25 protein-coding genes are annotated in these 21,609 nt (G+C 67.1%); 10 read left to right on the top strand and 15 right to left on the bottom strand.

The window, feature by feature from the left end; translation table 11 throughout:
• Nucleotides 1–6 precede the first annotated feature (6 nt).
• From ACYQ26_RS10145 to ACYQ26_RS10135, 3 genes are all read right to left on the bottom strand, one after another.
• A complete protein-coding gene (locus tag ACYQ26_RS10145; RefSeq protein ID WP_459808776.1) occupies nt 7–1,005 on the bottom strand; it encodes an ornithine cyclodeaminase family protein in 999 nt (332 codons plus the stop codon).
• Between the two features lie 143 nt (nt 1,006–1,148).
• Complete coding sequence (locus ACYQ26_RS10140; RefSeq protein WP_459808775.1) at nt 1,149–1,364, bottom strand: DUF8015 family protein; 216 nt, start codon at nt 1,362–1,364, stop codon at nt 1,149–1,151.
• Between the two features lie 419 nt (nt 1,365–1,783).
• Nucleotides 1,784–2,245: a DUF3054 domain-containing protein gene (locus tag ACYQ26_RS10135; RefSeq protein ID WP_459808774.1), complete on the bottom strand. Its 462-nt coding sequence runs from the start codon at nt 2,243–2,245 to the stop codon at nt 1,784–1,786.
• Between the two features lie 112 nt (nt 2,246–2,357).
• Between ACYQ26_RS10135 and ACYQ26_RS10130 the strand changes: the two genes are divergently transcribed.
• Nucleotides 2,358–3,113, top strand: a complete 756-nt coding sequence (locus ACYQ26_RS10130) for a J domain-containing protein (protein ID WP_459808773.1) — start codon at nt 2,358–2,360, stop codon at nt 3,111–3,113.
• Between the two features lie 36 nt (nt 3,114–3,149).
• On the opposite strand, the gene ACYQ26_RS10125 is transcribed toward ACYQ26_RS10130, so the two are convergent.
• The 7 genes from ACYQ26_RS10125 to hisC all read right to left on the bottom strand — a co-directional run bounded on the left by ACYQ26_RS10125 (nt 3,150) and on the right by hisC (nt 8,124).
• Nucleotides 3,150–3,818 carry a toll/interleukin-1 receptor domain-containing protein gene (locus ACYQ26_RS10125; RefSeq protein ID WP_459808772.1) on the bottom strand — a complete coding sequence of 223 codons (669 nt, stop codon included), beginning with the start codon at nt 3,816–3,818 and terminating at the stop codon, nt 3,150–3,152.
• A gap of 40 nt (nt 3,819–3,858) precedes the next feature.
• Entirely contained in the window at nt 3,859–4,296 is a 438-nt protein-coding gene (locus tag ACYQ26_RS10120) for a DUF8159 domain-containing protein (RefSeq protein WP_459808771.1), read from the bottom strand.
• 85 nt (nt 4,297–4,381) lie between these two features.
• A complete protein-coding gene (gene tpiA, locus ACYQ26_RS10115; RefSeq protein WP_459808770.1) occupies nt 4,382–5,026 on the bottom strand; it encodes a triose-phosphate isomerase in 645 nt (214 codons plus the stop codon).
• Between the two features lie 121 nt (nt 5,027–5,147).
• Nucleotides 5,148–5,705, bottom strand: coding sequence for a multiprotein bridging factor aMBF1 (locus ACYQ26_RS10110; RefSeq protein WP_459808769.1), 558 nt, complete (start codon nt 5,703–5,705; stop codon nt 5,148–5,150).
• Nucleotides 5,706–5,810: 105 nt separating this feature from the next.
• Nucleotides 5,811–6,425, bottom strand: a complete 615-nt coding sequence (locus tag ACYQ26_RS10105) for a CDP-alcohol phosphatidyltransferase family protein (RefSeq protein WP_459808768.1) — start codon at nt 6,423–6,425, stop codon at nt 5,811–5,813.
• The gene (locus tag ACYQ26_RS10100; RefSeq protein WP_459808767.1) at nt 6,422–6,958 is read right to left on the bottom strand and encodes an adenylate kinase family protein; all 537 of its coding nucleotides are present in this window, start codon (nt 6,956–6,958) and stop codon (nt 6,422–6,424) included. The genes ACYQ26_RS10105 and ACYQ26_RS10100 overlap by 4 nt, the downstream gene beginning before the upstream one ends.
• Nucleotides 6,955–8,124: a histidinol-phosphate transaminase gene (gene hisC / locus ACYQ26_RS10095; RefSeq protein ID WP_459808766.1), complete on the bottom strand. Its 1,170-nt coding sequence runs from the start codon at nt 8,122–8,124 to the stop codon at nt 6,955–6,957. Before hisC ends, ACYQ26_RS10100 begins: the two co-directional genes overlap by 4 nt.
• 260 nt (nt 8,125–8,384) lie before the next feature.
• Between hisC and ACYQ26_RS10090 the strand changes: the two genes are divergently transcribed.
• The 6 genes from ACYQ26_RS10090 to ACYQ26_RS10065 all read left to right on the top strand — a co-directional run bounded on the left by ACYQ26_RS10090 (nt 8,385) and on the right by ACYQ26_RS10065 (nt 15,137).
• The gene (locus ACYQ26_RS10090) at nt 8,385–10,829 is read left to right on the top strand and encodes a cbb3-type cytochrome c oxidase subunit I (protein ID WP_459808765.1); all 2,445 of its coding nucleotides are present in this window, start codon (nt 8,385–8,387) and stop codon (nt 10,827–10,829) included.
• 111 nt (nt 10,830–10,940) lie between these two features.
• Nucleotides 10,941–12,152: an MFS transporter gene (locus ACYQ26_RS10085; RefSeq protein ID WP_459808764.1), complete on the top strand. Its 1,212-nt coding sequence runs from the start codon at nt 10,941–10,943 to the stop codon at nt 12,150–12,152.
• Nucleotides 12,153–12,271: 119 nt separating this feature from the next.
• Complete coding sequence (locus ACYQ26_RS10080; RefSeq protein ID WP_459808763.1) at nt 12,272–13,309, top strand: amidohydrolase family protein; 1,038 nt, start codon at nt 12,272–12,274, stop codon at nt 13,307–13,309.
• 77 nt (nt 13,310–13,386) lie between these two features.
• Entirely contained in the window at nt 13,387–14,106 is a 720-nt protein-coding gene (locus ACYQ26_RS10075) for an HD domain-containing protein (protein ID WP_459808762.1), read from the top strand.
• 26 nt (nt 14,107–14,132) lie between these two features.
• Nucleotides 14,133–14,555 (top strand): nucleoside 2-deoxyribosyltransferase, encoded by a 423-nt coding sequence (locus ACYQ26_RS10070; RefSeq protein ID WP_459808761.1) that lies wholly within the window; start codon nt 14,133–14,135, stop codon nt 14,553–14,555.
• Nucleotides 14,556–14,660: 105 nt separating this feature from the next.
• On the top strand, nt 14,661–15,137 hold the full coding sequence (locus ACYQ26_RS10065) for a universal stress protein (RefSeq protein ID WP_459808760.1): 477 nt from the start codon (nt 14,661–14,663) through the stop codon (nt 15,135–15,137).
• A gap of 100 nt (nt 15,138–15,237) precedes the next feature.
• On the opposite strand, the gene ACYQ26_RS20470 is transcribed toward ACYQ26_RS10065, so the two are convergent.
• Complete coding sequence (locus tag ACYQ26_RS20470; RefSeq protein WP_487247247.1) at nt 15,238–15,447, bottom strand: DUF8066 domain-containing protein; 210 nt, start codon at nt 15,445–15,447, stop codon at nt 15,238–15,240.
• Between the two features lie 82 nt (nt 15,448–15,529).
• Nucleotides 15,530–16,471 (bottom strand): biotin--[acetyl-CoA-carboxylase] ligase, encoded by a 942-nt coding sequence (locus ACYQ26_RS10060; RefSeq protein ID WP_459808759.1) that lies wholly within the window; start codon nt 16,469–16,471, stop codon nt 15,530–15,532.
• A gap of 194 nt (nt 16,472–16,665) precedes the next feature.
• Between ACYQ26_RS10060 and ACYQ26_RS10055 the strand changes: the two genes are divergently transcribed.
• A complete protein-coding gene (locus tag ACYQ26_RS10055; protein WP_459808758.1) occupies nt 16,666–16,836 on the top strand; it encodes a hypothetical protein in 171 nt (56 codons plus the stop codon).
• A gap of 44 nt (nt 16,837–16,880) precedes the next feature.
• Here ACYQ26_RS10055 and ACYQ26_RS10050 read toward each other — a convergent pair whose 3' ends face one another.
• Both ACYQ26_RS10050 and ACYQ26_RS10045 read right to left on the bottom strand, forming a co-directional pair.
• Entirely contained in the window at nt 16,881–17,876 is a 996-nt protein-coding gene (locus tag ACYQ26_RS10050; protein ID WP_459808757.1) for a tyrosine--tRNA ligase, read from the bottom strand.
• An 87-nt stretch (nt 17,877–17,963) separates the two neighbouring features.
• Entirely contained in the window at nt 17,964–18,158 is a 195-nt protein-coding gene (locus tag ACYQ26_RS10045) for a hypothetical protein (RefSeq protein ID WP_013880001.1), read from the bottom strand.
• 193 nt (nt 18,159–18,351) lie between these two features.
• Between ACYQ26_RS10045 and ACYQ26_RS10040 the strand changes: the two genes are divergently transcribed.
• A complete protein-coding gene (locus ACYQ26_RS10040; RefSeq protein ID WP_459808756.1) occupies nt 18,352–18,996 on the top strand; it encodes a hypothetical protein in 645 nt (214 codons plus the stop codon).
• Between the two features lie 178 nt (nt 18,997–19,174).
• Nucleotides 19,175–20,728: a sensor histidine kinase gene (locus ACYQ26_RS10035; protein WP_459808755.1), complete on the top strand. Its 1,554-nt coding sequence runs from the start codon at nt 19,175–19,177 to the stop codon at nt 20,726–20,728.
• 73 nt (nt 20,729–20,801) lie between these two features.
• Here ACYQ26_RS10035 and ACYQ26_RS10030 read toward each other — a convergent pair whose 3' ends face one another.
• Entirely contained in the window at nt 20,802–21,578 is a 777-nt protein-coding gene (locus ACYQ26_RS10030) for a 4-phosphopantoate--beta-alanine ligase (protein WP_459808754.1), read from the bottom strand.
• Nucleotides 21,579–21,609 lie beyond the last annotated feature (31 nt).

Below are 21,609 nucleotides of genomic sequence, written 5' to 3'. Positions count from 1 at the left end.
GCTCGATCACTCCCCGGTCAGCGCCTCGCTGGCCGGCGCGAACTCGATCTCGCTGCCGACCCCGTCCTCGAGCGCCCGCTCGTAGAGCAGGTACGCGCCGGCGACCGTCTCGATCCCGGTGCCGCCGCTGTCGAACACCGTGATCTCGTCGTCGCTCGTCCGGCCGGGCGCTTCGCCCGCGACGATCTCGCCCAGTTCCGCGTGGACGTGATCTTCAGTGACGACGCCTTCCTCGAGCGCCGCGATAAAGGAGCCGGCGTCGAAGGTCGCCCGCTCGCGGAGGTCGGGCACGTAGGTCGCGCGCTCGATCGTCGTCGTATCCAGTTCGCGCTTCTCGGGGTTGTACTGCCCCATCGCCGTCACGTGCGTTCCGGGCTCGAGATTCGACCCGTCGAACACCGGCTCGCTCGCGGTGGTCGCCGTGATGACGACGTCCGCGCCGGACACGGCCGCCTCGCTCGAGTCGACCGCCCGGACGTCGGCCGCGAGTCGCTCGTCGAAGTCGTCGGCGAACGACTCGCGGTTCTCGGGCGTCCGCGAGTAGACGCGAACGTCCGCGAAGTCTCGGACCGTCGCCGTCGCCCGGAGTTGGCCGCGGGCCTGCGCGCCGGTGCCGATGATCCCGAGGGTGTCGGCGTCCTCGCGGGCGAGCGCGTCGACGCCGACGGCGCCGGCTGCGCCGGTCTTGAACGGGTTCATGCTCGCGCCGTCCAGCAGCGCGAGCGGTTCGCCGCTCTCGGCGTCGAACAGCGGCGTCATGAACCAGGCGTCTTCGGCGCCGAAGCCGGCGGTGTACATGTAGCCGCCCATCGCGCCCGTCTCGGGGAGCACGGCGGCGTAGCTTGTGAGCATCCCGGCCGGTTCGCTCCGGAAGAACTTCGACCGGGGCTGGGCGGGTGCCCCTTCGCCGCGTTGGCGGTAGCCGTCGCGGACGGCGTCGACGTAGTCGGCCGGCGTCGCGAGGTCCGAGACGTCGCTACTGGTGAGAAACAGCGCGTCGGTCATCGACGGAACCAACGGACGCGATCAGGGAAAAGCTGGCGACACCGGCCAACGGGACGGCTGGGGTCAACGACGCGAGAACGTGCGGGAACGAACGGGAACGAAACGATGTGGAAAACGAGAGAGCGAAAACGTGACTGGATCCGTTAGTCCGCGTTGAGCGGCGGACGTGCCGACTGGGCCTCATCTGCGCCGTCGGCCGGCGTGTTGACGAACATTGCGTGGCCGATAATCCCCATCGAGACGAACGCGCCGATCGGCACTGCCGCCGTAAACGAGAGTCCCACGAGCGTGAGGGCGGCGGTGATACCGAGCAGTGCGACTGGGATGAGGCCAAGAACAATGTCGTAGTATCCAGTCATAATCTATCCTATAGTATGAGAAATAGGCATATAAGTGTTTCCCATAATCGGCCGATACCAGATTCGTTTCTAACCAGTACTCTACCCACTGGATTCTCATAACTTATGAGCTGGTTATAGAGTGACGGAGGCCCGCTGGATTTTACAGCAAAAACGAACGCCTGTATATCGTGTCCGGGTTTTGAAACGCTACAGGCGTCCGAAATCGCACGATGGAAGCCGGCTCGACGGAAGATCCTGACGATACAATCTCGAGAATTTAATAACGATTGTTAATGGTGGAGGGGCCGAGAGATTACAGTCCGATGCCGAGGACGCTACGAGAACTGACAGGTCCCTCGTTTGTCCGAAAAGTGAAAATCACGGCCGGACGCGATCGGCGCGGCGGTCGCGGAATCGATCCCGATGCCGGTGGCCGCTTACGATCGGCCGCTCGAGCCGGCGAAAACGGCGTAGGCGACCCGCCAGCCGACGAGAACGAGCAAGCCGAACCCGGTCATCACCAGCGGGAACGGCCACCGCGTACTCTCGCCGAAGAGTCCGTTTCGCAGGATAAAGCCCACGTTCGCCGCCGCGATCCAGATGACTGCCGTGGTGCGGGCCGTTCGCGGGACGGAGGTTGCGACGTCGCTCGCGCTCGTGTAGAGTCCGGCGATCGCCGCGACGATCACCCAACCGAGGACGAACGGCGCGACCGTCTCGAGGGCCGCGACGGGCCGTTCGATCGGCGTGACGCCGTGGCTGAGCTGGCCGACGAGCACCAGTCCGGCGAGAACGACGACGTCGCCGACGGCCAGCAGCAGCGTCGTCCGATCGGCGGTGCCGCGCGCGCCCTCCGCTCGCACTCCCGTGTCCATATCGGTGATCGGGACCGCGTCCATATTGGTGTCCCGGTTCCGGCGCGTTGCGAGGGTTCACCCGCCGATCGCCCGTCCATCGCGAGCAACATGACAGCGGCAGAACTAAGACGGGACCGTCCAAATTACGCGCCCGATGGCCGCGGGTGAAACTGGCTGCGACGGATGCGGTCGCACGATACCGTCCGAGGAGGCGACGACGGTCGCGATGCCGAACGGCGAGGCGGTGACCTGCTGTCCGCAGTGTGCGCCCCACGCTCGAGCGGTGACCGACGCGACCGCCGACGGCGAAGCGACGCTCGACCAGCGCCGCGCCGCCTGCGACGGCTGTCGCGGGAGTTTCCTCGAGGCCGAACTCGAGGAGGTTCGGCTGTCCGACGGCACCGTCGTCGCCTGTTGTCCGTCGTGTGCGGCCGAAGCGCCCTCGAGCGGTTCCGAGACGGCAGGGCCGGCGACCGGTGACGACGGTGGTCCCGACGACGACGCCCCCGGTGCTGCCGCCGCCGACACCGGCACCGACACAGAGGCCGAGGCCGACGGCGGACGGATCGACGACGGCGACGACGAACCGACTCGCTGTAGCCAGTGTACCGACCCGATCGAGACGGAACCCTTTCGCGTGACGACCGTCGACGGGCGGACCGAGCGACTGTGTCGATCCTGCAAGGAGGACGCGGAGGCCGACGGCATCGTCAAAGACGTCGAAATGCGCGCGTCGCGAGCGCGAGAGGTGCTCGGTGTCGACCCCGACGCCGGCCTCACCGAGATTCGGGACGCGTACCACCGGCAGGTCAAGCGCGCCCACCCGGACCGAAAGAGCGGAAGCCGGTCGGCGTTTCAGCTCGTGACGGACGCCTACGAACGACTTCGACGCGATGCGACCGACCGCTAGCGGCTCCGTCTATCTTCTCGCCGCGAGTCGCGCGAGTTACCGGCGTCGCTCCGACGACCGCGACGGAGCGTCGGCTTCGGACCCGGACGTGGAGGTAGAGTCGGGGTCGCCACGCCCGACGAATCCGATCGTCCCCGGATCGAAGTAGTAGCGCGAGCCGCACCCCTCGCAGTCCGCCGACAGCCGGCGGCCGCGCCGGTGGAGCTTCCAGAGTTTCGACTGCTCCTGCTCGATCTCGAGTGTCACCGGTTGGTCGCAGTCGGGGACCGTGCACGGAAACCGAACGTACCAATTCGGCACCGACAGCGCGCCCAGCGGCGAGAGTTCGCGACGGAGCTGACAGAGTAGCTCGTAGACGGTGGCGGGCAGATCGCCGCGATCGATCGTCACGCCCTCGACGTCGCCGATGTACCCGCCGCGGTGCGCCTCGCGGTCGTACAGGGGCAACACCGGGATCCCCTTCGCCCGCGCGTAGCCGATCTCCTGGTTGACCCACCGATCGGTCGCCGATCGCTCGGTCAGGACCGCGACGACGAGGTCGCTGTTCGCGATCCGTCCCGCCAGCCGCGTCCGGGCGCGTCCGGAGTCGGCCTCCTCAGCGGCGACGTGAACCCCGATCGGGAAGTTCTCGACCGTCGAGAACAGCTCTCGGACGAGTTCGAGATCGGCTGGCGCGTGCGAGACGTACAGCTGTTCTCGGGCCATCGTCCCCGACACGCGCCGGACGTCTCATTAAGCTATCCATTCAGCGGGGTCGCTCGATCGTCTCGAGGACCCGCTCGGAGAACTCGAGTTCCGAGAGGTCGTCGCCGAGGCGGTCGAACCACTCGGCCTCGACGCGCCAGCGGCCCCGCAGGTCGCCGTCGGTCGTCAGCGACGTGACCTCGAGCCGGCCGGGCGTCCACTCGCGCTCGTCGGCGATCGCGAGCAGGGTGCGGACGACGGCGCCGACCTCGTCGCTCGTGACGACGTCGACCTCGGCGACGGTCTCGTACTCGAGGCGAACGTCGGTGCCGTCTCGGGCGGCGATCGGCTCGTCGTCCGGGTCCTGTTCGTGTTCGTCCGCCTCGTCCGCGAGCCGTGCTACCTCGTTCACGTAGATCCCGTGGCTCATCAGTCGGTTCTCGAGCGCTACCCCAACCGGCCGCTCGTCGGACTCGGAGTCGGATTCGGACTCGGTCATAGCGGTAGTTCGACGAGCGGGGGGAAAAGTGATCGGTTACCACACCTCGTGGGAAGCCGACGGGGCCGGGATCGGGGGCCGCCGCTCAGAGCGGTTCGACGAGGTCCTCGAGCGCCGCCCGCGGATCGTCGGCCTTCGCGACGCCGCTGGCCAGCAGGACGCCCTCGGCGCCGAGGTCGCCTGCGGCGACGACGTCGTCGCCGGTGCTGATCCCGGCGCCGCAGAGAACGTCCACGTCGTCGTCGACGTTCGCCGCGGCGTCGACGGCGTCCTCGACGACGTCGGGGTCTGCCTGACTGACCGGCGTCCCGGTCCCGATGAGTTCCGGCGGCTCGACGGCGACCGCGTCCGGGCCGAGCGCCGCGGCCGCGCCGATCTGTGCGGGGTTGTTCGCGCAGACGATCGTCTCGAGGTCGGCCCGCTCGGCGGCCCGCACCGCGCCGTCGATGTCGGCGAGTTTCAGCCGCCGCTCGGAGTGATTGATCAGGGTGCCGTCGGCGCCGGCCTCGGCGACCGTCTCCGCCAGCGTGTGGCCGGTGTTGCTGCCGTAGTCGATCGGATCGACGTGCTGGGCCCACGTCTCGACGCCCGTCTCGGCGACGCGCTCTAAGTGCGCCGCCTGCGGCGCGACCGCGATTCGCGCGTCGGTTGCGTCGTCGACGTCGCGGACCGCCTCCGCGACCTCGAGCGGGTCGCAGGGGTAGGTCTTCAGGTTGACGAGAACGAACATATCTGCAACGGCAGTCGCTGGCAAGAAATAGCTTGCGAGTCGTCACTGTCCGGGCGCGGATCGGCGGTGAACCGCGAGTCGAGACGGGGTCCGACAGCTCGGGTCGCTCCTCGGGCGGACCTCAGTCCTTCCGCTTGACGACGTCGCCGAGCGTGTAACTGCCCGACGAGGAGCCGCCCGACCACTCCGAGTCGTCGCCGGAACTGCCCTCGGCGCTCAGGTCGATGTCGAGGAACCGCTCGAGCTTCGACTGGACGCGGTCGCTCGGGAGGGTGTCGCCGCGCTCGATCTTGCGGATGAGGCTCGCCTTCTCGTTGAGCTCGTTCGCGAGGTCGGACTGGCTGAGTCCCTTCTGCTCGCGGGCCTTGCGGACGCGCTCGTCGTAGTCGGTCGCGAGCTCGTCCATGTCGTCGAACATGTCCGACCGGCGCTGACTCGAGGAGCCGGCGCTCGTACTCGAGGTGGAACCGCTGGAGCCACCGCTCGACGAGGAACCGGAGCCGCCCGACGAGGAGGAACTCGAGCCGGTCGAGTACTTCGTCGACGAGCCGGAGCTCGAGGTCTGCCTGACTTCAGTGCCGAAGTCGGTGCAGTCGGCGCACACGTCGAGCTTCGCGCCCTCGACTTTGATGGTCTTCGGAGACGACGTCTCGGCGCCACACATCTCGCACTGAACCATGATAGTAGCTATATCCCGGCGAGCTATAAAGCATGCGGCGTTCCCCGGGTCGAAAAAACGACGGCTCGCCGTCGAGCCGGCCGCGATCGCGACTCCGGCGCGGGCTCAGTCCAGCGCCGACCAGGAGTAGGCGAACCGCTGGAGCGCGGTCACGTGGCCGACGACCGCGAGGAAGACCAGCAGCCAGCCGACGATCGTGAGCCCGCCGGGGTCCGCGTCGGACAGCGGATAGGCGAGGAAGCCGACGGCACCGATGATCGCCAGCCGGTCGGCGCGGCCGACGAGGCCGCCGTAGACCCGGTCGAGACCGACCGCCTGCGCCTGCGTTCCCAGATACGAGGTCATCACGACCCCGGTGACTGCGAGGAAGCCGAGCAGGTAGTTTTCGATGCCCGCGGCGAGGCCGGCGATGACGACGATGTCGGCGTAGCGATCGAGGACGTGATCCAGCAGGTCGCCCGCCGCGGAGGCGCGCTCCTGCTCGCGGGCGAGCGCGCCGTCGACGATGTCCAGCCAGCCGTTCAGGAAGACCAGCACCGCCGCGACGACGTACCAGATCGGCGACGCGCGTCCGCCCAGCAGGAAGGCGACGGCGGCAAGCACCGCCATCCCGAACGCGATGACGCTCACCCCGTCGGGCGTCAACCCGAGGCGGTCGAAGCCCCGCACGAACGGGTCCAGAAACCGCGAGACGTACGGCCGGAGCTGATCGAGCGTCATCCGAGATACCCCACGAAGTCGACCTCGCCGGCGCTGGGCTCCCGGTCCCCCGTGACGACCGCCTCGAGCGCGTCCGCGACGCCCGCCGGATCGCGGTCGGTCGTGTCGATCTCGTAGACCGACTCGAGGCCGTGCCGATCGACGGCCTCCGAGAGGATGACGTCGAGCGCCTCGCTCTCGGCGTTCTCGCGGGCCTTGGCCTCGGTTTCGCCGCGCTCGAGCAGGCGCTCCTCGAGCGTCCCCGGCGCGCACCGTAGGACGACCACGCGGTCGGCTTCGAAGTGGTGGGCGAGGTGCGATTCGATCACGGCCTCGTCGCGGCCCTCGAGCCAGTCGGCGAGCGCGTCCAGATCGGCGATCTTGCTTTCGCGATCGGCGTCGACCTCGGTGTACAGCTCCTCGTCCTCAAGCACGCGGTTGAGGTGGATCACCTCGAGGTCGGGCAGCGAGTCGTCCTCGGCGAGTCGGGACTCGAGCAGGTCCGTCGCGGTCGTCTTGCCGGTTCCCGGTGTGCCGGTGACGGCGACTCTCACGTGTCGGGCACCTCCGCTTCGGTGCTCGCGTCGGTTTCGGACTCGCCGCCGCGGTCGGCGTCCGTGTCGACGTCCACGTCCGCGAGCACCTCGTTGAGCGTCTCGACGGCCCGCTCGGTCTCGTCCTCGGTACCGCAGGTGATCCGGATACAGCCCGGGAGGCCGAAGCTCGAGCAGTCCCGGACGATGACGCCGCGCCGTTGCATCTCCTCGGCGACCGCGGAAGCGTCGTCGACGTCGACGAGGACGAAGTTACCCTCGCTCTCCCAGACGTGGGCGTCGATGTGCTCGCGCATGTACGCGCGGGAGTCGCGGGCCGTCTCGACGGTGCGCTCGACGTGCTCCTCGTCGTCGATGGCGGCCAGCCCGGCGCGGCAGGCGATCTCGCTGGCGGCGAAGGGGGTGTTCACGCGGGCGTAGGCGTCGGCCCACTCGTCGGGGACGACGGCGTAGCCGAGTCGCACGCCGGCCAGCCCGTAGGCCTTCGAGAACGTCCGCAGGACGGCGACGTCGTCGCGGGCGTCGAACCCGTCCCGGCCCTCGAGCAGCGCGATGGCGCTGTCCCGGTCGGCGAACTCGCCGTAGGCCTCGTCGACGACGATCAGGGTCTCGTCGTCGGTCGCCTCGGCGAGCCGCTCGACCTCCTCGAGCGGGATCGTCGAGCCGGTCGGGTTGTGCGGGCTGGTGAGAAAGACGATCCGATCGCCGTCGTAGGCCTCGAGAACCGTCTCCGCGTCCTGTGCGAAGTCGTCGGCCTTCGAGAGTTCGTACTCGCGGACGTCCCCGTGGTGGTACCGGGCGCTCATCCCGTAGTAGGCGAAGCCGGGCGAGGGAACGAGGACGGTGTCATCGGGCTCGATCATCGCCCGGTGGAGGTAGTCGAGCGCCCCGTCGCCGCCGTTGGCGAGCCAGACCTGCTCGTCGGCGACGTCCCATCGCTCGGCGACCGCTTCCGTGAGGTCTGCGTGGGCGGCTTTCGGGTAGGAACTCACGCTCGAGGCGGCCTCGCGGACGGCCACGGCGGCCGCCGGGGAGGGCCCGTGCGGGTTCTCGTTCGAGGCGAGTTTGACGAACTCCGAGGGGTCCCGGTCGAGTTCCCGGGCGACCTCCTCGATGCCTCGACCCGCCTCGTATGCGACGTGATCGGACAGGTCGCGCGGTTGCATACGCCAACCCAGTCCGTCGCGGCTCTTAAGCGTGCTTACCTGTCCCGACGCCGCCGTCGCGTCGTTCTCCCGGCCGCGGCCTTCGGTGCCTTGCATGTGCGCTGGACACATTGATACCCGCAGCGGTGAGAACACTCGGTGATGCCGTTCCGCTCGAGCGACTCCGCCGGACATCGGCCGCGAGTCGCTCGGCCCTCGCACCGATCGACGAGCGAACGACCCCGCGAACCGAAACCCGAGACGCCGATCAGAATCGACAGATGAGCGAACTTCCCCCACGTACGACGATCAAGCGGTGGCTAGTCACGACCAACCACAAGGACGTCGGCATCCTCTACATCGCGACCGCGCTGTTTTTCCTGTTGTTCGGCGGTGTCATGGCGCTGCTGTTCCGCGTCCAACTCTGGGAATCCGGCGGCCTCGGCTTCCTCGATGGGACCGAGTACAACCAGGCCGTGACGAGCCACGGGTTGCTGATGGTGTTCTGGTTCCTCTCGCCGGTCGCGACCGGCTTTGCGAACTACTTCGTCCCGCTGCAGATCGGGGCGAAAGACCTCGCGTTCCCGCGGCTGAACGCGATGAGCTACTGGTTCTACCTGTTCTCCGGGATCCTGTTCGCCGTCTCGTTCTTCCAGGGTCACACGTTCGCCGGCGGCTGGACGATGTACGCGCCGCTGAACGTGCCGATGTACACGACGGCGATGGAGGCCGCGACCGGCGGTAACGCGGCCATCCTCGCGCTGATCCTGTTCGTCTTCTCGATCACCATCGGGACGGTGAACTTCCTCACGACGATCCACCGCTCGCGCGCAGAAGGACTCGGTCTCTGGAACATGCCACTGTTCACCTGGACGTGGCTGCTGACCGTCTGGATGATGCTCTTTGCCTTCGCAGCGCTGCTCGCGGCCCTGCTGCTCCAGATAAGCGACCGACTCTTTCTCACCCAGTACATGGCCACCGAGCAGGGCTCGAGTCTCCTGTGGGCGCACCTGTTCTGGTTCTTCGGCCACCCGGAGGTGTACATCGTCTTCTTCCCCGCGCTCGGGATCATGTTCGAGACGTTCCAGACGTTCACGGGCCGGCGACTCGTCGGCCGCAAGTGGGTCATCATCGCGATGGTGCTGGTGGCCGTCCAGTCGTTCCTCGTCTGGATGCACCACATGTTCCTGGCCCCTCTCAACCTCGAGATCAAGACGCTCTACATGGCGACGACGATCGGGATCTCGCTGCCGTTCGACCTGATGGTCTTCTCGCTGATCTACACGATGGTCAAGGGACGGGTCCGGTTCACGACGCCGTTCCTCTACTCGATGGGGGCGCTGGTCCTCTTCATCCTCGGTGGCATCACCGGAGTCTTCCTCGGAGCGGTCGTGCTCGACTACGAGTTCCGCGGCACCTACTGGGTCGTCGCCCACTTCCACTACGTGATGGTGTCGGGCGTCACCGCCCTGGTCGGCGGTCTCTTCTACTGGTGGCCCAAGATGACCGGGAAGATGTACTCCGAGACGCTGGGGAAACTCAGCTTCGCCGTCTACTTCATCGGCTTTAACCTGCTGTACTTCCCGATGTTCCTCGCCTGGGAGACGCCCCGCCGCGTCTTCAACTACCCCGACGGGTTCGAGCTCTACCACCAGATGGCGACGGTCGGCTCGTTCGTCCTCGCCCTCGCGTGGGTGCTGATCTTCTACACGTTCGCGAAGAGCTGGCTCTCGGGCCCCGACGCGCCCGACAACCCCTGGAAGTTCTCCCGAACGGCCGAGTGGGCGACCTCCTCGCCCCCGCCGCTCGAGAACTGGCCCGACCGGCCGTCGTACGCCAGCGGCCGCCTCGAGTTCGTCGACGACGCGGCCGCAGACGGCGGCGTGGTGACCGCTGACATCGAGCAGGAGCAGCACGCCGACCACGCGAGCATCTGGCCGTTCGGCATCGGGATCGGCATGTTCGTCTTCTTTTTCGGACTGTCCGGAGTCACCCCGTACCTCGTCAGTTTCGCCCAAGCGCGAGGGGCAACTATTCCAGGGGGCACCGGCGAACCGACCATCGTCTATCCGCTGACCGCGCTCCTCGGCGTCGGGATCCTCGGCTACACGCTGTTCGAGTACGGACGCGAGCAGTTCCACGCGCCCGAGATGGCGATCGCCGAACGGTGGCCGTTCGGCGGCGTCGGGACGACGAAACTCGGCGTCTGGTTCTTCCTCGCGTCGGACGTGGTCGTCTTCGGCGGCGTCATCGGCGCGTTCGTCTTCCTGCGGCTCCACACCGGCTGGCAGAACTGGGAGATAATCCCGCCGTCCTCGACGGTCGGTCTCATCAACACCTACGTGCTGCTGACCTCGAGTTTCACGGTCGTGCTCGCGCTCGTCATGGCCGAACGCGAGAACAAACGCGGCCTCCTCGCGTCGCTCGGGGCGACGCTGCTGCTCGGGCTCACGTTCCTCGGCGTGAAAGCCTGGGAGTGGACCTATGAGTTCTCCCACGGGATCTACTGGTTCACCAACCTCCACGACTCGGTCTACTTCGTGACGACCGGCCTGCACGCCCTGCACGTGATCCTCGGCCTGTTCATCGCCGGCTTCATGCTCTACCGCGTCGCGGCGGTCGACGCCTACCTTGAGGACCACCGGCCGGTGGAGTTCTTCGGGCTCTACTGGCACTTCGTCGACATCGTGTGGGTGTTCCTGTTCCCGCTGTTCTACCTGATGTAGCGACGAGGCGGCCCTGCCCCGTTCTTTTGCTGTCGCACTCCACTATCGGACGACGTTGCCGCATCGCGTCCGTTTTCTCCCTCGAGCGGCGTACCCGTCGGCTGAGGTCGCATGGAACGCCGAATCCGGTCGCCCCGTCGCGCGTACGCCCTCGTCGTCGCCGGGACGCTGAGCTACCTCCTGCTCATGTTCGTCTGGTTCTCGCTGCCGGCCTACCTCTCGACGATCATCGCCGAGGTGGGGTTGACGGGAACCCAGGCCGGCGTCCTGACGGGCGCGGTGCCGCTGACCTACATCCCGCTGGCGCTCGCGTCGGGCCTCGCGGTGGATCGGATCGGCCCCGGGCGGATCATCGGCGCCGGCGTGCTGGTCTACGGAACGGGACAGATCGGCCGGAGCCTCGCGCCCGACTTCCCCGCGCTGTTGGCCTGTACCGTCCTGATCGGCGTCGGCGCGACGACGATCACCTTCGGCCTCCCGAAGCTCGTCTCGGTCCTGTTTCCGCCCGCGAAGACCGGCCGCCCGTCGGCCGTCTACCTCGTCGGCGCCTCGACCGGCTCCGCGCTCGCCTTCGGCGTCGGCCGGCCGATCGTCGGGCCCGCGCTCGGCGGCTGGCGTCCGCTGTTTTACTGGAGCGGCGTCGTCGCGGTCTGCTACGGGCTGGCCTGGCTCGCCCTCGTCCGCCGGACCGGGCTCGACGACGCCGCGGCCGACGAGTCCGTCGCCCTCGAGTCGATCGCCGACGACCTCCGGCTGGTGCTCACCCACCGGGAACTCCAGCTGGTCGTGGTCATCGGGACGATGTACCTGCTGCTCACCCACGGGATGCAGGGCTGGCTCCCGACGATCCTCGAGTCGCGGGGCCTCCCGGCGGGACCGGCGGGCCGGGCGACCAGCCTCTACGTCGGCGCCTCCGTCGTCGGAATCCTGTCGGTCCCCGAACTCGCCGATCGGTTTGGCGCGCGCCGGCTCGCGCTGATCGGCTGCGGCGCCCTCGCCGGCCTCGGCGTCGGGGGCGTGATCGTCGGCGTCACGGGCGCGCTGGCGGTCGCCGGCATCGTCGCGACCGGCGTCGGTATCGGCGGCATCTCGCCGCTCGTCCGCGCGATTCCGCCCGACCTCGAGGGGATCGGCCCGCGGCTGACCGGCACCGCCGTGAGCTTCATCTTCGCGGTCGGCGAGATCGGCGGCTTCCTCGGCCCGGTGCTCGTCGGGACGCTCCGGGACGTGACCGGTTCCTTCGTCCCTGGGCTCGCGATCCTCGCGGGCGGTGCGCTCGTCGTCGTGCTGGCCGGAACCGCGCTGCGGGCGCTCGATTCGTAGTCGAGCGACCGACCCCCGTCGTTCAGAGTTAAAACGCCGGTCGTCCTTGGCTCTCGAGTCCGGCTCCGAGCCGCGTCCGACCCCGAACCGTTGAAGGGACTGCCCCCGAACACTCGCGTATGACGACGGAGTACACCGGGACGATCCTCCGCGGCGAGGAGTTCGAGCCTGTCGAGGGCCGTCTGGTCGTCGACGAAGACGGTCGCATCGAGGCCATCGAGGAGGAATCGGTCGACAGCGCCGACATTATCCTCCCGGCGTTCATCAACGCCCACACCCACATCGGGGACTCGATCGCGAAGGAGGCCGGCCGGGGCCTCTCCCTCGAGGAACTGGTCGCGCCGCCGGACGGCCTCAAGCACCGCCTGCTGCGGGACGCCTCGCGCGAGGAACTGGTCTCCGCGATGCGGACCTCGCTGCAGTTCATGCAACGGAGCGGCACCGCGGCCTGTCTCGACTTCCGCGAGGGCGACGTCGAGGGCGTCGAGATGCTCGAGGCGGCCCAGGACGGCCTCGCGATCGACGCGTTGTCGTTCGCCCGCGGCTCCGTCGAGGCGATGGAAGCCGGCGACGGCTTCGGCGCTAGCGGCGCCAACGACGACACCTTCGACGAGGAGCGCGCCGCCACCCGCCAGGCGGGCAAACCCTTCGGCATCCACGCCGGCGAGGTCGACGAGAGCGACATCACTCCCGCGCTGGACCTCGAGCCGGACTTCCTCGTCCACATGGTCCACCCCCAGCCGGACCACCTCGAGCGGCTTGAGGACGATCCGGTGCCGATCGTCGTCTGTCCGCGTTCGAACCTCGTCACCGACGTCGGCCTTTCACCCTACTCGGAACTCAACGAGCGGACGACCCTCGCGCTCGGCACCGACAACGTGATGCTCAACTCGCCGTCGATGTTCCGCGAGATGGAGTTCCTCGCGAAGCTCTCGGATCTCACCGCCGACGAGATCCTGCGGATGGCCACCGTCAACGGCGCCGAAATCGCCGATCTCGAATACGGCGTGCTCGAGCCGGGGAAGGAGGCGCGCCTGCTGGTGCTGGACGGCGACACGAACAACCTCGCGGGGGCGCGCGACCCCGTCCGGGCGGTCGTCCGCCGGGCCGGCGTCGACGACGTGCGCGAGGTCGTGCTCGAGCCCGGGTCGCAGTAGCGGCTGTTCGACTTCCAGTCTCACCACCGGATAGCAAGGTCGCAGCACCTATCCGACAGAACTGTTATTATCCCTTCATGACCCAGAAGTTGGGATCCCGCGCCAAAACGCTGGCACTGCCTTACTACGCGGACGCGCTCCCGGCGCACGATCGGTTCCACGCCAGACGCGTCCACGACGTGGCGTTGCGACTGGCCGACGAGTGCGAGCAGTCCGTCGATCGGGACGTGCTCGCCGCCGCCGCGTGGTTCCACGATGTCGGTCGGCCGCTCGAGCGATCCGGCGAGATCGACGACCACGCCGCATGGGGTGCCACGGAGGCGAAAGCGCTGCTCGAGCGCGAGGTCGAGGCCGCGTCGGCAGACCGGATCGCAGCCGTCGAACGCTGCATCCGTGCTCATAGCATCCGAGATTCGTCTCCGGAGCCGGAGACGCTCGAGGCGAAACTACTCTTCGACGCGGATAAACTGGACGCCACCGGGGCGCGCGGACTCGTTCGGCTGGCCTGTATCGTCGGCGAACGGTCGGGCCGAACGGGCGACCCCTACGCGGTGATCGATGATGTCGACGCCGCAGCGACCGCAGTGGCCGACGCGGGATCGTCCGATCGACCCGACGTTACGCTCCTTCGGGAGTGGGCGCGAGAGCGACTGGACGCACTGTACACGTCGCCCGGTCGCCACACCGGCGAGTCCCGGTGGCAGTTCATGGAGGAGTTCTTCGCACAGTTCGCGCGGGAACTCGAGGGGTCCGAGGGGAGCGAAGCGGTGAGTCGCAGTTCGAGTCGGGCACAGTAATACCGCTCGAGTACGGACGCCGGCATATGGACATCTTCTTCAGCGGCTCCATCCGCGGCGGACGCGACGACGTCGATCTGTACGCCGACCTCATCGAGATCCTCGAGCGCCACGGGACGGTCCTCACCGAGCACGTCGGGACGGAAAACGTCGAGGCGAAAGAGGAGGCGTCGGGACTCACTGATGGCGAGATCCACGAGCAGGACGTCGCCTGGCTCCGGCGGGCCGACGCCGTCGTCGCCGAGGTCACTACGCCGAGCCTCGGCGTCGGTTACGAGATCGGCCGCGCGGTCGAGTGGGAGAAACCCGTATGCTGTCTCTACCGACCCGACGCGGAGCACGACCTGTCGGCGATGATCCGCGGCAACGACGCCGTCGAACTCCTCGAGTATCACCAGCCGGCCGACGTCGCGGACGCGCTCGAGGCGTTCCTCGCGCGGCGGGAGTGATTCTCGCTCGGCGCCGCCCGGCCCCGGTCCTGTCACCTCGACTGACGTTCCGTCAGGTCCACGACAACGTTATTATAGATAGAGTGCGAATCGTTATCATATATCATGTACGATTGCATTCTCGTTCCGACCGACGGATCGCCGGAGGTCGAGCGCGCCCTCGAGTACGCGTTCGACCTCGCGCGAGCACACGACGCGACGATCCGTGCGGTCTACGTCGTCAACGCGGCGGGCTACGGGGGGCTGCCGATGGAGACCGCGTGGGAGGGGATCAGCGACGCGCTCCGCGAGGAGGGCCGGTCGGCCGTCGAGCGCGTCGAGGAACTCGCGCCCGAGGACATCGACGTGGAAACGAAGGTCCTCGAGGGATCGCCCAGCCGCGTCATCGTGCAGGAGGCCTGCTCGGGCGAGTGCGACCTCGTCGTGATGGGGACCCACGGCCGCGGCGGCATCGATCGGCTCCTGCTCGGCAGCGTCACCGAGCGGGTCGTCCGGCGCTGCGAGGTGCCGGTGCTGACGGTGCAGGTCGGACTGGACGTTTCGGAAGACGCGGAACAGGAGCCGCGAGTCGCCGTCGAGTAAGCCGCTTCAGGCCGCGCCGGCCGACGGAATCGGGTCGGAACGAGAATTACGGCTCCTGGTAGTTGAACGGGTAGCTACTAGCTGAGGCGGACGGTGCCACCTACAATTTGTACGCTATTTCTTCGACGGCAGTAACCAGTCGATGGAGCAGGTGGAACACGTACACCCCACCTCCGATTCCAACTGCGAGGAGTACGCCAAGGAGGATGTTCGCCGTGAGGAGAGCGTACGCGAGGATGACAAAGCAGAGAATAGCTACCCCGGCAGCGACCGGTGTGGGGAGTTCGTTCTGCGGCGGCCCTCGAGACATATTACAAATGCTACAGTAATAGCGGAAGTGTTTTTTGTTTTGTTCGTCGCTCGGAACAGCGAAACCGCACTGCCGACGGCGATTAGACCGGACGCAAGTGTTCGCAGTCGCCCGCCGAAACCGTCGCGCGCTCGCCGTCGTCGGTCTCGAGCACGAGCGCCCCCGTCTCGGTGACGTCGACGGCGTCGCCGACGACCTCGCCGGCCGGCCGGTCGACGCGCACGCGCTGACCCAGCGTCAACGCGAGGTCGCGCCAGGCGGGGACGACCGCCTCGAGATCGGTTCGGAAGTCGTCGAACTCCTCGAGCAGTCGCTGGACGAACCGCCGACGGTTCACGTCGCCCGCCTCGTCGCGAACGCTGGTCGCGCCCTCGGGCAGCGCGTCGGCGTCGATGTTCGCGTTGACGCCGATTCCGACGACGAGCCACTCAACGCGGTCGGTCTCGCCCTCCATCTCGGTCAGGATCCCGGCGAGTTTGCGGTACTCGCCGGCCTCGCCGACCGGGACGACCACGTCGTTGGGCCACTTGATCCGGGCGTCGACGCCCGCCTCGCGGGCCGCCCGCGCCGTCGCCACCGACGCCGCGAGCGTGTACAGCGGCGCCCGCGACGGCGCGATCGTCGGCCGATCGACGATACTCGCCCAGACGCCGCCCGACGGCGCCGCCCACTCGCGCTCGAGGCGGCCCCGTCCCCCGGTCTGCTCGTCCGCGAGGACGACGACATCCGCGGCGCCCTCGACGGCTAAGTCCCGCGCGCGGTCGTTCGTGCTCCCGATCGCGTCGTGGTACTCGACCGAAAACGGCGCCTCGAGGCCGTACTCGACCGCCTCGCCGCCGAACTCGGGGACCTCAAGGAGTTCGTAGCCGGCGGGGCCGCTCTCGATCTCGAAGCCGGCCTCGCGCAACTCGTCGACGTGCTTCCAGACGGCCGCCCGCGAGATTTCGAGCGACTCGGCGAGGTCGGGTCCCGAGACGGGGCCGTCCGCGATCGCCTCGAGAATGGCGCGTCGCGTCTCGTTCATAGGATCGACAGGGGAGCGCGTGCACTTGAATCGGCGGGATCACCGGCGGCCGTCGGGCTCGAGTCCGGCGCGGGTCCGATCGGTCGAGCCGACCGATCGACGCGGCGACCGGTTCTCCAACTGGCCGATCCGTACACTTTTGCCGGCGGTTCCCGGAGTTTCGATCGGGGAGGGTGCCATGGGGTGACACACCAATGAAACTCGGAACGATCTGTACGACCTGCGGCGGACGCATCGAGAAGCACGAACTCCAGTACTGCGAAACCTGCGGTCGGGGGATCCACGAACCGTGCCGGGAGTACGAGACGACCTTCGAGTGCCGGCGCTGCGGCGACGAACAGTGGATCGGCGCGGTCGAGTTCTGACGGTCTTTTTCTCCGGCGCGGCTCGAACCAGAGCTACGGCCGGCCTACGCTCGAAGCTCGCGCAGCTTCTCGCGGCCCGGCGCGATCAGCTCGTCGAGATAGGTCGCGAGCGTGCTCTTGGCGTCGGCGGGGTGGAGCTCGCCCGACTCGAGGTCCTCGGCCAGCGACTCGTAGGTCTCGTACGTGAGGTCGCCGCCGTACTTCTCGGGGCGCTCGACGGTGATCTCCTCGAAGCGGGGGAAGACGTGGTACTCGAACAGTTCGAGGACGGGATTCTCGCGCTCGTTGCCGTCCTCGTCCGGCTCCGGATCGCGGGTCGGCGGACAGTACGCCGAGTTGACCTTCTCCTCGAGCTCCTCGGTCGAGTCTTCCATCGAGATGGTCACGCCCTCGCTCGAGGACATCTTCCCCTCGCCGCTGGTGAGGTCGGCGACGATGGGCGTGTGCAGGGCGGGGCGGACGTCGTAGCCGAGTTCGGGCAGTTCCTCGCGGGCGAGCATGTGGACCTTGCGCTGGTCGAGCCCGCCGACGGCCAGATCGAGGTCGAGGTACTCGATGTCCAGCGTCTGCATCAGCGGGTAGACGACGTGGCTCACCTTCGCCGTCTCGCCGCCCTGGATCTCGGCCATCGCGCGCTGGGCGCGGTTGAGCGTCGTCGACACCTCGAGTTCGTGCAGGTCGAGCACGTACTCCTCGTCGAGCTGGAACTCCGAGCCGTAGATGAACTCCGTCTGGTCCTCCTCGAGCCCGTAGGCGATGAACTGGGCTTTCATCTGCTCGGCGGTGTCCCGGATCTCCTCGAAGGTGCCCTTCCCGTTTAAGTAGGCGTGGACGTCCGCGAGCAGGACGACGACCTCCATGCCGGCCTCCTGGAGGTCGATGAGCTTGTTCGCCGTCAGCAGGTGTCCCAGGTGGAGCACGCCGGAGGGCTCGTAGCCGACGTAGGCGCGCTTGCCCTCGGGGTCGTCGGCGAGGTCGCGCACCTCCTCGTCGGTCACGACCTCCTCGGCGTTGCGGGTGATCAGGTCGTATGTATCCATTGCTGTCAGAGTGGAATCAGCGGACGGATTTATGCCTTCTTGAACGGCGGCAGGTCCCGAACGGTCGCAGCGGTCGATCGCAGCACGTCAGAACGGCGTCAGCGAGTCGACCCGATCGCGGGCCGTCCCCGCGAGGTAGCCGGTCGCCGCCCCGACGCCGGCGCCGACTGCGCCGCCGGCCGGCCCGGCGAGCCCGCCGACCTTGCCGCCGACTTTCGCTCCCTTGGCCGCTCCCTTCGACGCGTGCTCCGATCGCAGACACGGTGGCTCGAGCGATGGCATCGTTCGTCCTTCGGTTCGAATATGAATAACTGTTGCCACGTCGCTCCTGCGGCGCCGGAACGGGACGCCGACGGTCGCCGGCCTCGTATCCGTCTACGCCGTCGGTCGAGATCTGACACGAACGCTCTAAACGACCGCGAGCGACCCTCGCCTGCCCAACACTCATCCGCCCAGCCCGCCTACAGTGGGCCGTATGCCTTACTCCGAGGATGCGATCAACGCCGTCCGGCGCCGCCTCCTCCCGCAGCTGCACTACTTCCTTCGGGGCTCGTTCGGCGGCTACGCCGTCAGCCACACCACGGCCGACGAGTACGCGCTGACCGCCTACTGTTCGGAGTCGCGCCTCGAGGAGTACCTCAAGGCACTGGGCTTTTCACACAATCCGATCGCCTCCCTCAAGGTACGGATCGACGGCAACACCTCCGAAGGATCGTGGGTGTGGCGGCCGTCGCCGCTGGCCGACGGCCAGTTACACGTCGTGCTCCACGCCCTCGAGGACGACACCGGCGTCGACGTCTACGCCCACTGGGAGTGCTCGTGGATCCGCCACCCCTACAAACACTACGTCACTCGCGGATACGACGCCGATCTCGGTGTCGAACTGATCCGCCGCTGGCTCACCAGCTACGGCGGCGACGAACTCGTGGACATCGAGGTCCCCTACGAGATCGACAGTTCGTTCTCTCGGCGGGCCAGCGAGCGGCTCTCGCTGTCGTACTACTGGCTCGAGGACGCCATCGCGGCGGTCGAAGATCGAGTGCCCCACGTCGAGGACGTCCCGCCAGAGACCGACCGAACCGGGAACGACGACATCTCCGCGTCGATCGTCGAGCGATAGCGGCGACTCGCTCGAGGTGCCGGCGGCGTTACTCGAGCGGAACTCGTAGCTATCACAGTCCCTGTATTTACGGAATGAAGTGCGAAACGAGTTCGTTTCGATCCGAACGTGTCGGCGTGATAACCCCTGAGAAGGTCGTTCAGCAACCATAACTGACTGGCGCTATTTCCGACGAGCGATGAAGCCCGTGACTAGCGTTCGTTCGAATATCGGCGGGCGGCGCACCATCTTGGGCCTCGGGAGCGTGTATATCGTACTGAGTGTTCTGTGGCCGTTTGTGAGTCTCTCGAGACCGACCCCACTCGAGGAGGAACTGATCGTTTCGATCCTGATCGGCGGGGCTGGAATCACGCTCTTCTATGTCGGCTATCGTCTGCCACAGACCGATATTCGGCCCAAATTCTTCGATAGCGTCGCCAGTTGGTGTTTCCGCGCGGTCGGAGTGATGGTCGCCATCCTCGTCTTCATTGCACTCGTTGCCGATCTGAACGATCCAGCCCACAACTTCCTCATCCTGCCGGCGCTCGCTGCCGTCGCCGGCGTCGGTGCGGGAAGGCATGATGCACGGGCCAAAACGCGGACATTTACCCTCAAACAGCGGAACAAGGAGTTACGGGAGACACAGACGGAACTCGAGGAAACGGTAGCCCGACTCGAAGAATCCGAGCAACGATACCGAACGCTCGCGGAGAACTTCCCGAACGGTGCGGTCGCGCTTTTGGACGACGAGTTACGCCATACGATCGTCGCAGGGCAGGGCTTCGAACCCCTCGATTTCGACGCCACGGATATCCAGAACGAACGATTACAAGACGTGTACTCGGGCGAAGTTCTGGAAACGATCGAATCGAACTGTCGCACGACGCTCGCCGGCGAGCCGACCTCGTTCGAGTTGACGATGCAAGGACGCGTATTCGAGTTTCGTACGCACCCGCTAACCGACGACGACGGTGACGTGTACGCCATTTTAGTGATGTCCCAGGACATCACCGAGCGCAAGCAGTACGAGGAGAAACTCGAACAGTTAGTCGCCGACCTCGAGGAATCGAACGAGCGCTTAGAGCAATTCGCCTACGCCGCCTCCCACGACTTGCAGGAACCGCTGCGGATGGTTTCGACCTACCTCCAGCTCATCGAACGCCGATATGGAGACGAACTCGACGAGGAAGGCGAGGAACTCTTCGAGTACGCGCTGGACGGGGCCGAGCGCATGCGCTCGATGATCGACGGACTGCTCCAGTATTCCCGGATCGAAACGATGGGCGGCGAGTTCGAACCGGTCGATCTTGAGACCGTTTTCGACGACGTCCGTGAAGACTTACGGGTACAGATCGAAGAGAGCGGGGCCGAAATAACCGTCGACCGGCTCCCTCGCGTGAAAGGGGATGCAGACCAGTTGCGCCAACTGTTCCAAAATCTGTTGTCTAACGCGATCAAGTATAGTGGGGAGGAGGCGCCGCAGGTACGGGTCTCTGCCGAACGGAACGGCGAAGCGTGGGTCGTCTCCGTCACTGACCACGGAATCGGCATCGATCCCGACGACCAAGAACAGATATTCGAGGTCTTCGAGGGGCTACACGGAGACGGAGACTATGCAGGCACAGGAATTGGCCTTGCGGTCTGTGAACGTATCGTCGAGCGTCACGATGGGGAGATATGGGTCGATTCCGAACCGGGTGACGGATCGACGTTCTCGTTCACACTCCCGACAGTGACTGATTCCGCTACGTAGGGTGTCCGTACTGAGTGCTCGCCTCACTGTTCCCAGAATCGAACCCTCAGCTGTCGTTGCGGTCGCAGCCGATTCACAGCCCGTTTCGAATCCGCTTCTCGGCCGCCTCGAGCGCCGCCTCTCGATCGAACCCCTCGACGATCGCTCGCAGTTCGTCCTCGTCGGCGTCCGCGAGGTCCCGCGCGTGTGCGGTCATGTTCGGCACCGCGCGGATGATGTTGTCGACGATCGGGACCTCGGCGACCTGCGGCGAGCGCGAGAGCGGGTTGAGGTCGATCACGATCTCGGTCTTGCCCATCGCCTCCAGGGCCTCCGCTCGGTCGCCGTCCTCGAGCGGCACGAGCACCACGTCGGCCGCGTAGATGCCCTCGGCGTCGACCTTCGCGCGCTGGTGGTCGAGGTTCGGAATGCGCGCGTCGGCCTCGAGGCCCTTCACGTCCTCCGCGCCGTGCTCGCGCAGGTGGTCGGCGATGGCCTCGAGGCGCTCCTCGGTGCGGTTAAAGAGGTTGACCTCGAGGTCGGCGCCGGTGGCGTCGGCGAGTTCGACCATCTCGCCGGGCACGAGGGCGGCGACGTTGCCGTTGATCGAGAGCACGGGCCGGTCGGCCAGCAGCAGGTGCGCGGCGGCGGCGCGTTCGGCGTCGTCGGCGCTCGGAATCGTCTCCTCGCCGAGCAGGTAATCGAACGCGCTGCCCCGTCCCTCGGCGTGCATCCCCTGGAGGTGCGTGATTCCTTTCTCGACGCCCTTTTCGATCCGGTGGCGGGTGAGCAGGTCCTGGTACCGCGGGTGGTCCTCCGGGATCTCCTCCTCGTGGTCGACGTCGGCCGAGACGGTGTCGTAGTCGCTCACGGCCGGTGTCTCGGGTCGGCTGCTAAAAAAG

Source organism: Halopiger thermotolerans (assembly GCF_054654555.1).
The sequence above is the reverse complement of the archived record's forward strand: the minus strand, read 5'-3'. Positions and strand labels throughout refer to the sequence as shown.